Raw genomic sequence first — 7,330 nt, forward strand, 5'->3', positions numbered from 1 at the left:
CCGACGCCTGGGTCTGGGACATGTACCGGCCCGCGCGCTTCGTCAAGAACGTCCGCGTGGTGACGTTCAAGGACGTCAACGTCGAGGAGCTCGAGAAGCCGGACCTGCGCCTCGAGGACGGGCCGTTCGGCGGCTGAGCCGCGCCCGTCCGCCACAGCCGTCCCGGCGGGCGGCGTAGCGCTACGTCCCCACCCCCGTCAGCGGGACCCGGTTGTCCCCAGGCCCGTCGCCGGCCCTCCCGGATCCCGTGCCCGTGCCGCCACGGTGATCTCCGGGCGGTCTCCACCGCCCGACGACGGGAGGCGGCGCGGTGGCGGGCAGCGGGACGGATCGGGCGGCGGGGACCGGCGGCGGCGCGTCGCCGGCCGCGCGGGCGAAGGACGAGCTGGGGCGGGAGGGCGAACGGCTCGCGGTCGAGCACCTCGTGGCCCGCGGCCTGGTGGTCCTGGCCCGGAACTGGCGCCGCCGCGACGGCGAGCTCGACGTCGTCGCGACCGACGGGCACCGCCTCGTGGTCTGCGAGGTCAAGACCCGCTCCGGGGTCGGCTACGGCCTGCCCGTCGAGGCGGTCACGCGGTCGAAGGCGGCGCGGATCCGGCGGCTGGCCCACCAGTGGCTGGCGGAGTCGCGGGCCCGGTGGGTCGAGGTCCGCTTCGACGTCGTCGCCGTGCTGCTCGTGCCCGGCCGCGCCCCGCAGGTCGAGCACTACGAGGGGGCCTTCTGATGGGCCTCGCCCGCGCCTGGTCGATCGGTCTGCACGGCGTCGACGGCGACCTGGTGGAGATCGAGGCCGACATCGGCCCCGGGCTGCCGGGGCTCTCGCTCGTCGGGCTGCCCGACGCGGCCCTCGCCGAGGCCCGCGACCGGGTCCGCGCCGCCGTCGTGAACTCCGGGCAGGACTGGCCGAAGCGCAAGATCACCCTGGCGCTCTCGCCGGCGACGCTGCCCAAGCAGGGGTCGAGCTACGACGTCGCGCTGGCCTGCGGGGTCCTCGCCGCCGACGGCCGACTGCGCCCGAGCGCCCTCGAGGGCGTCGTCCTGCTCGGCGAGCTCGCCCTCGACGGCCGGGTGCGCGACGTGCGCGGGATGCTGCCGTGCGTCATGGCGGCCCGGCGGGCCGGTGTCCCGCGCGCCGTCGTGCCGGTCGGGGCCCTCGACGAGGCCGCCCTCGTCGACGGCATCGAGCTGTTCGGGGCCGCCCATCTCACCGAGATCCTCGCGTGGCTGCGCGGCGAGGCCGAGCTCGTGACGCCGGCGGCCCGCCCCCGGGCCCGGTCCCGGCCCGACGTGGACGACCTCGCCGACGTGGTCGGCCAGGAGGTCGCCCGCCACGCGATCGAAGTGGCGGCCGCGGGCGGGCACCACCTGCTCTTCGTCGGCCCGCCCGGATCCGGCAAGACGATGCTCGCCCGCCGGCTCACCGGCCTGCTGCCCGACCTCGGCGTCGAGGAGGCGATGGAGGTGGCCGCGGTGCGCTCGCTGGCCGGGGCACTCCCGCCCGACGAGGAGCTGCCCGTGACACCGCCCTTCGTCGCCCCGCACCACGGGGTGTCGGCGGCCGCGCTCGTCGGGGGCGGCTCGGGGCTGGCGCGTCCCGGAGCGGTGTCGATGGCCCACCGCGGGGTGCTGTTCCTCGACGAGGTCTACGAGTTCGGGCCCCACCTGCTCGACTGCCTGCGGACGCCGCTCGAGGAGGGCGAGGTGCGCCTGGCCCGCAAGGACGGCGTCGTGCGCTACCCGGCGCGCTTCCAGCTGGTCATGGCCGCGAACCCCTGCCCCTGCGCCCCGCCGCGCCCGGCGGACTGCGACTGCCCGCCGCAGGTGCTGCGCCGCTACGAGGGCCGGCTCTCCGGGCCGATGCTCGACCGCGTCGACCTGCGGGTCCACCTCGAACCGGTGACCTCGCTCGACCGCGGCCCCGACGAGGTGCCCGAGGACACCGCGACCGTGCGGGCCCGCGTGCTCGCCGCGCGCCGGCGGGCGCGGGAGCGGTGGCGGTCCCGGGGCTGGCGCAGCAACGCCGAGGTCCCCGGACCGGCCCTGCGCCGCCACGCGCCGCTGCCTCCCGACGCCGCCGCCGAGCTCGACCAGATGCTGCGCCACGGAGTCCTCACGGCGCGAGGACTCGATCGGTGCTTGCGCGTGGCCTGGACGTTGTGCGACCTGCGTCGCGGCGACCGGCCGGGGGCCGAGGAGGTCCACGCCGCGCTGGCGCTCAAGCACCGGAGGGCGGCGGTGTGACCGCCGGGGCGCAGGTCGGGACCCTGCCGGACGTCGACGAGGAGGTCCTGCGGGCCCGGGCGTACCTGATGCGCGTCGCCGAGCCCCCCGCGCCGCGGCTGGGCCATCTCGTGGCCCTCCTCGGGCCCGTGGAGACCGCCGAGCGGGTCCGCGGCGGTGCCGATCTCGGACGCCACGTCGAGTCCGAGGTGGCCGGGCGACGCGGCATCGACCGCGCGGCGGCCGACCTCGAGGCGGCGCGCGCCCTCGGCGGGCGTCTACTGGTGCCCGAGGACCCCGGGTGGCCCGCGGTCGCGTTCGCGGCCTTCGGGCGCCCCGACCTGCAGGGGAGCCCCGACTGGGTGGCCCCGCTCGGACTGTGGGTCCGCGGGCCCGGGTCGCTGGCCGAGCAGGCCGACGGCGCGCACCGCAGCGTCGCGGTGGTGGGCTCCCGGGCCGCCACCGGGTACGGCCGCTGGGTCGCCCGCGACTGGTCGGCCTCGCTGGCGGAGGAGGGCCTGGCCGTGGTCTCCGGGGCGGCGCACGGGGTGGACGGCGAGGCCCACCGCGGGTGCCTCGCGGTCGGCGGCGCGACGGTCGCGGTGCTGGCCTGCGGGATCGAGCGGGCGTACCCGGCCGCGCACGCCCGGCTGCTGGAGTCGATCTCGGCGCGGGGCGCGGTCGTCAGCGAGTACCCCGTCGGCGCGATCCCGGCCCGGCACCGGTTCCTGGTGCGCAACCGCCTGATCGCGGCGCTGGCCACCGGCACCCTCGTGGTCGAGGCGGGCGTGCGCAGCGGTGCCGCCCGCACCGCGGCCGCGGCGCGGGAGCTCGGGCGGGTGGTCATGGCGGTGCCGGGCCCGGTCACCTCCGCGCTCTCGGTCGGCAGCCACCAGCTGGCCCGCCAGCCGTGGGCGGGGGTGGTCGGGTCCGTCGCCGACGTGCTGGCGGACATCGGGCCCGTCGGGACCCTCACCGAGGCCCCGCCCCGGCCGGCCCGGCCGCTCGACGGGCTGTCCACCCCGGCCGCCCGCGTCCACGGCGCGCTGCGCGGGCACGTCGCGACGACCGCCAGCGCCCTCGCTCGCGAGTCCGGGGTCGACCCGCGCAGGGTGCCCGCGGCGCTCGACGAGCTCGCCGCCGCGGGACTCGTCGTCCCCGACGGTGACCGGGGGTGGTGCCGGCCCGTCTGACGCTCCCGCCCGTGCGACGAGCGGTTGCACAGCGCGACCACGACGACCGTTGCCCGACAGGGCGGCGCGGTCACCGACGCGAGCGTGGCGATCCTTGACGCCCACCGCCGTGCCTTGGACTCTCGATCGCGATGACCGGCAGATTCCCCTCTCAGGGCACCGACGCGGCGACCGGTTCGCCGCGCACCGGGAGCCCCGTGGACGGGACCGACCGGCCCCTCGGTGAGCCGTCGACGTCCTCACACAGAGCGACGAGCGGGATCTCCGGTGGTACCGAGGTCGAGTTGCCCGAGGGTCTGGCCCGGGCGGTCGGGGACTTCGCCGTGCACCTGCGTCTGGAGCGCGGACTGTCCGAGCACACCGTGCGCGGCTACACCGGTGACGTCACCGCGGCGCTGCGGCACCTGGTCTCCCGGGGCCTGCGCCGCGGGAGGACCGACCGGGCGACCACGCTCGCGGACCTCGACCTGGCCGCCCTGCGGTCGTGGCTGGCCGCCGGCGGCGACGCCGGGCGCCGTCCGGCCCGACGCACCACGGTGGCCCGCCGCGCCGCGGCCGCCCGGTCCTTCACCGCCTGGGCGACACGCACCGGACGGGTCGCGACCGACCCCGGGGCCCGCCTCGCCTCGCCCCGCGCGCACCACCGGCTCCCGGCGGTGCTGCGCGCCGACCAGGCCGCCGCGGCCCTGGACAACGCCGCGCTCGGCGCCGCCCAGCTCGACCCGGTGGCCCTGCGCGACCACCTGCTGCTCGAGCTGCTCTACGCCACCGGGATCCGCGTCTCGGAGCTCTGCGGGCTCGACGTCGACGACGTCGACGACGGCCGGCGCACGCTGCGGGTGCTCGGCAAGGGCGCCAAGGAGCGCACCGTCGTCTACGGGGCCCCGGCCGCCGCCGCGCTCGACGCCTGGCGCGCCCACGGGCGGCCCCACCTCGCCGTCGCGGGCTCTCCGCCCGCGCTGCTGCTCGGCGCCCGCGGTGGGCGCCTCGACCCGAGGATCGCCCGCACCGTCGTCCACGACGCGGCACGGTCGGTCCCCGGGGCACCGGACATCGCACCGCACGGGTTGCGGCACTCCGCCGCGACGCACCTGCTCGAGGGGGGAGCGGACCTGAGAAGCGTCCAGGAGCTGTTGGGACACGCCTCGCCGGCGACGACCCAGCTCTACACCCACGTCACCGCCGACCGTCTGAGGGCCGTTCATGACTCCGCCCACCCCCGCGCCTGAGCCGCAGCGGCCGGTGGGTCGCGAGTCGGCCACCGCCGCGGTCGTGCGCTCCCTGCCCGCCCTGCCCGGGAACTCCGTCTTCACCGCGCCCCGACCCGGTCGGGGGACCGCGGTGCGCGCCCGCCCCACGACGATCCGGCCCGTCACCACCGAGGACGGCTCCCTCGCCGACGAGGAAGCCATCGTCGAGGCCGGCATCGCCGAGATGTGGGATGCCTACGCCGAGGCGCCGCACGACCGGATGGTCCGCGACCGGCTCGTGCTGCACTACGCCCCGCTGGTCAAGTACGTGGCCGGCCGGGTCGGGACCGGGCTCCCGTCGCACGTCGACGTGGCCGACCTCGTGCAGTGCGGCATCTTCGGGCTCGTCGACGCGATCGAGCGGTTCGAGCCCGACCGCGGCCGCAAGTTCGAGGTCTACGCGATGCAGCGCATCCGCGGCGCGATCCTCGACGAGCTGCGCTCCCAGGACTGGGTGCCGCGCTCGGTGCGCTCCCGCGCCCGGGAGATCGAGCGCGCCATCGAGCGCCTCGAGACCCGTCAGCAGCGCTCGTGCAGCGACGGCGAGCTCGCCGGGGAGCTGGGCATGGAGACCGCCGACCTGCGCTCCACGTTCGGCCAGATCGCGTTGACCAGCGTCGCGGCGCTCGACGAGCTCGTCGCGGCCGGGCGCTCGCACGCCGCCGGGCCGGGGGGCACGGCGCCCTCGCTCGCCGACTCGCTGCCCGACGTGGCCGCCGAGGACCCCGTGACGGCGATGGAGTCGCGCGAGACCCGCCGCCAGCTCGCCGAGGCCATCCAGGGGCTCGTCGAGCGCGACCGCACCATCGTCGGTCTGTACTACTTCGAGAACCTCACGCTCGCCGAGATCGGCAAGGTGCTCGGGGTGACCGAGTCGCGGGTCTGCCAGCTGCACACCCGTGCAGTGCTGCGGCTGCGGGCGCGGTTGGCCGAGGCGCACGAGGACTGACGGCGGTGGCGTTCGCGGCCGGTCGGGTCGTCCCCATCCTGCGGATCTTCGACCGGGCACGGGCACACGAGTTCTACGTGGGGTACCTCGGCTGCACGGTCGACTGGAGCCACACGACCGGGCAGGACGGGCCGACGTACACCCAGGTGTCCCGGGGTGAGCTGGTGCTGCACCTCTCGGAACACCACGGTGACGGCTCGCCCGGGGCCGGGGTCTGGGTGGCCGCCACCGGGGTCCGGGAGCTGCACGCCGAGCTCACCGCGAAGGACTACCCCTTCCTGCGCCCGGGCCTGGAGCACAGCCCGGGCAGCGACGGCGGGGTGTCGCTGACGCTGCTCGACCCGTTCGCCAACCGCATCGTCCTCGACGAACGGTCCTAGCTCGGCCACAGCCGCGTGCGCCCCAGCCCCACGAGGAGCAGCGGGTCGAGGTACTGCTCGCGCCGCTCGTCGGGGGCGGTCCGCCACCGCAGCCCCCAGTGCAGGCAGGCGGCCGCCGGGCACCCGGGATGCCCGGCGTCGAGTGTCCCGAGGACGGCGCCGCGGGCGACCGGGGTCCCGACGACGACGGCCGCCCGCACCGGCTCGTAGGTGGTCCGCAGGCCGCCGGGGTGCACGACCGACACCACACCCCGCCCGGCCAGCGTCCCGGCCTGGGCCACGACGCCGTGGCCGGCCGCGAGCACCGGGGTGCCCGGACGCCCCACCAGGTCCACCCCGCGGTGCCCCCGCCCGTACGGGTCCGGCGGCGGGAGGAAGCGCCGGGCCACCCGGCCGTCGTCGCCCCCGCCCGGTGGCCCCGTGCCGTCGAGGCCGGCCAGCGGCCATCCGAAGCCGCCCGCGGTGATCGTCGGGACGGGGACCTCGGCGGGGTCGGCGGCGGCCGTCGTCGAGGGCCCGAGGAGCAGCGCGGCCAGCAGGGCGACGAGGGCGCGGCGAGCGCGGGGGCGCCGCCGGCGGGTCGGCGCGGGAGTGGTCACGGGGGTGGGACGCGCGCGGGCGCGCTGCGGCTCCGTGCCCGCCGGATCGCCCGTCGAGGGGCACACGGCGCAGGTCCGCGGGAGGCCGGACCTGCATGGTGTGCCCGTCGCGGGCGTGGCGGCACGGGTCCGGGCGGCCGCGTGCGATCAGGGGCACGTGGGGCAGGCCGGGACCGCGCAGAACCTGCGTGAGGTGCCCCTCGCGGGGCCGGGCGACCACCTCCCCCCGGGCCGGGCGACCGGCGGCGGGCGAGGCCACGAGCCGGTCGGAGGCCGTCAGGGGGCCCGCGTACACTTCGTGTCAGCGGCCCGCCCCAGGCGGGTCGACTTCGCGTGCCCCGACGAGCCCGCACAGCAGTCCCGCTGCCCCGTGCGCGCCACCTCTCGCGGCCGGGCGGTCTCGAGTCCGTACCCATGGACCCGGGGTCGGCCGCGATCGGGACACCAGGGGCGCCGGCCCGACCGGTCCGGCGCGACAACCGCAGCAGGCCCGCCCGCCGGGCCTGACCCGAGAGACAGAGGTAGCACGACCACCATGGCCGTCGTCACCATGCGACAGCTGCTGGACTCCGGTGTCCACTTCGGACACCAGACCCGCCGCTGGAACCCCAAGATGCGTCGCTTCATCTTCACCGAGCGCAACGGCATCTACATCATCGACCTGCAGCAGACGCTGTCCTACGTGGACCGCGCCTACGACTTCGTGAAGCAGACGGTCGCCCACGGCGGCACCGTCCTC

At 77.3% G+C, this 7,330-nt stretch carries 9 protein-coding genes; 8 read left to right on the forward strand and 1 reads right to left on the reverse strand.

Going from position 1 to position 7,330, the window contains the following annotated elements:
• The 7 genes from AC0CYZ_RS01510 to AC0CYZ_RS01540 form a co-directional block, all read left to right on the forward strand.
• A partial coding sequence (locus AC0CYZ_RS01510) for a DUF2469 family protein (RefSeq protein WP_472211528.1) occupies positions 1-137 on the forward strand: 137 nt, incomplete at its 5' end.
• 173 nt (positions 138-310) lie between these two features.
• Positions 311-724: a YraN family protein gene (locus AC0CYZ_RS01515; protein ID WP_472211505.1), complete on the forward strand. Its 414-nt coding sequence runs from the start codon at positions 311-313 to the stop codon at positions 722-724.
• On the forward strand, positions 724-2,241 hold the full coding sequence (locus AC0CYZ_RS01520; RefSeq protein WP_472211509.1) for a YifB family Mg chelatase-like AAA ATPase: 1,518 nt from the start codon (positions 724-726) through the stop codon (positions 2,239-2,241). The genes AC0CYZ_RS01515 and AC0CYZ_RS01520 overlap by 1 nt, the downstream gene beginning before the upstream one ends.
• Positions 2,238-3,413 carry a DNA-processing protein DprA gene (dprA, locus tag AC0CYZ_RS01525; RefSeq protein ID WP_472211512.1) on the forward strand — a complete coding sequence of 392 codons (1,176 nt, stop codon included), beginning with the start codon at positions 2,238-2,240 and terminating at the stop codon, positions 3,411-3,413. The genes AC0CYZ_RS01520 and dprA overlap by 4 nt, the downstream gene beginning before the upstream one ends.
• A gap of 284 nt (positions 3,414-3,697) precedes the next feature.
• Positions 3,698-4,642, forward strand: a complete 945-nt coding sequence (locus AC0CYZ_RS01530) for a tyrosine-type recombinase/integrase (protein ID WP_472211515.1) — start codon at positions 3,698-3,700, stop codon at positions 4,640-4,642.
• The gene (locus AC0CYZ_RS01535; protein WP_472211518.1) at positions 4,617-5,612 is read left to right on the forward strand and encodes a FliA/WhiG family RNA polymerase sigma factor; all 996 of its coding nucleotides are present in this window, start codon (positions 4,617-4,619) and stop codon (positions 5,610-5,612) included. Before AC0CYZ_RS01530 ends, AC0CYZ_RS01535 begins: the two co-directional genes overlap by 26 nt.
• 5 nt (positions 5,613-5,617) lie before the next feature.
• Positions 5,618-5,992, forward strand: a complete 375-nt coding sequence (locus AC0CYZ_RS01540) for a glyoxalase superfamily protein (protein ID WP_472211521.1) — start codon at positions 5,618-5,620, stop codon at positions 5,990-5,992.
• Here the strand turns inward: AC0CYZ_RS01540 and AC0CYZ_RS01545 are convergent.
• A complete protein-coding gene (locus AC0CYZ_RS01545) occupies positions 5,989-6,591 on the reverse strand; it encodes a M23 family metallopeptidase (protein WP_472211523.1) in 603 nt (200 codons plus the stop codon). The two genes, AC0CYZ_RS01540 and AC0CYZ_RS01545, sit on opposite strands and share 4 nt — an antisense overlap.
• Positions 6,592-7,126: 535 nt before the next feature.
• Between AC0CYZ_RS01545 and rpsB the strand changes: the two genes are divergently transcribed.
• Positions 7,127-7,330, forward strand: a 204-nt coding sequence (gene rpsB, locus AC0CYZ_RS01550; RefSeq protein ID WP_472211525.1) for a 30S ribosomal protein S2, incomplete at its 3' end; no start/stop codon positions are given.

Source organism: Actinomycetospora sp., assembly GCF_055612215.1.

Excerpts from the sequence above, each read along its gene's own strand:
- AC0CYZ_RS01535 (WP_472211518.1), top strand. The coding sequence starts at position 4,617 with ATGACTCCGCCCACCCCCGCGCCTGAGCCGCAGCGGCCGGTGGGTCGC.
- AC0CYZ_RS01520 (WP_472211509.1), top strand. The coding sequence starts at position 724 with ATGGGCCTCGCCCGCGCCTGGTCGATCGGTCTGCACGGCGTCGACGGC.